Raw genomic sequence first — 665 nt, 5'->3', positions numbered from 1 at the left:
ATGCACCCACACACCGACGAGGTCGAGGTTGGGCCGCTGGTGAATGGCGCGGATCGCGATCGAACCGATGCCGCCGGTCGACCACACCACCACGCGATAAGGATCGTCTCCCATCGCTGTACAAATTAACAGTGGACACTATTAACGTCAACAAGAAGTGGGTTATAGTCCGCCGTGGTGTTCACCATGCGCTTCGACATGCGCGCGCCGTCGTTCGAGGAGTGTCGCGCACACGGCCACGAGCCGGGCGTCGTCCAGCTGCCGGCCGATAACGCGCCGACATCTGCTGCAAGACGCCGTCACCGCGGCGTCCTACCGACACGGCGACGAGGGCGTGGCCAGCATCTCGCGTGCGACGGATGTCGACGGACTCCAGGTGGCCAACAAGCCCTACCGGGTGTTGACCATCGATGAAGTCGCCGAGTACATGCACGGCGGGCAGGCGCTCCCGCTTGCGCCGCTCTGCGGCGGACTGCGGCCAGACGTGGCGTGGCCCTACCTCGAGCGTGCCGCCGAGGCGGCAGCACGCCTCGGCTGATCGAAGGAGGAGCATGGAACCGCGTCCGATACGCGTCGTGGTGTGGTCGACAGGAGGCGTCGGGTCCATCGCGGTCGACGCGGTGCATCGCCGGCCCGACCTCGACCTTGTCGGTGTGTGGGTGCAT

1 protein-coding gene and 2 pseudogenes are annotated in these 665 nt (G+C 66.0%); 2 read left to right on the top strand and 1 reads right to left on the bottom strand.

What is annotated here, in order from left to right; all coding sequences use genetic code 11:
• Positions 1–114: pseudogene (locus A5651_RS25150) on the bottom strand (dihydrodipicolinate reductase); the annotation flags it as partial.
• Between the two features lie 220 nt (positions 115–334).
• Between A5651_RS25150 and A5651_RS00920 the strand changes: the two are divergent.
• Entirely contained in the window at positions 335–538 is a 204-nt protein-coding gene (locus A5651_RS00920) for a luciferase (RefSeq protein ID WP_231988455.1), read from the top strand.
• A gap of 13 nt (positions 539–551) precedes the next feature.
• Positions 552–665: pseudogene (locus A5651_RS25145) on the top strand (dihydrodipicolinate reductase); the annotation flags it as partial.

Source organism: Mycobacterium sp. 1274761.0 (genome assembly GCF_001668615.1).
Taxonomy (GTDB): Bacteria; Actinomycetota; Actinomycetes; order Mycobacteriales; family Mycobacteriaceae; genus Mycobacterium.
Note: the sequence above shows the minus strand (reverse complement) of the source record. Positions and strands in the feature narration are given on the sequence as shown.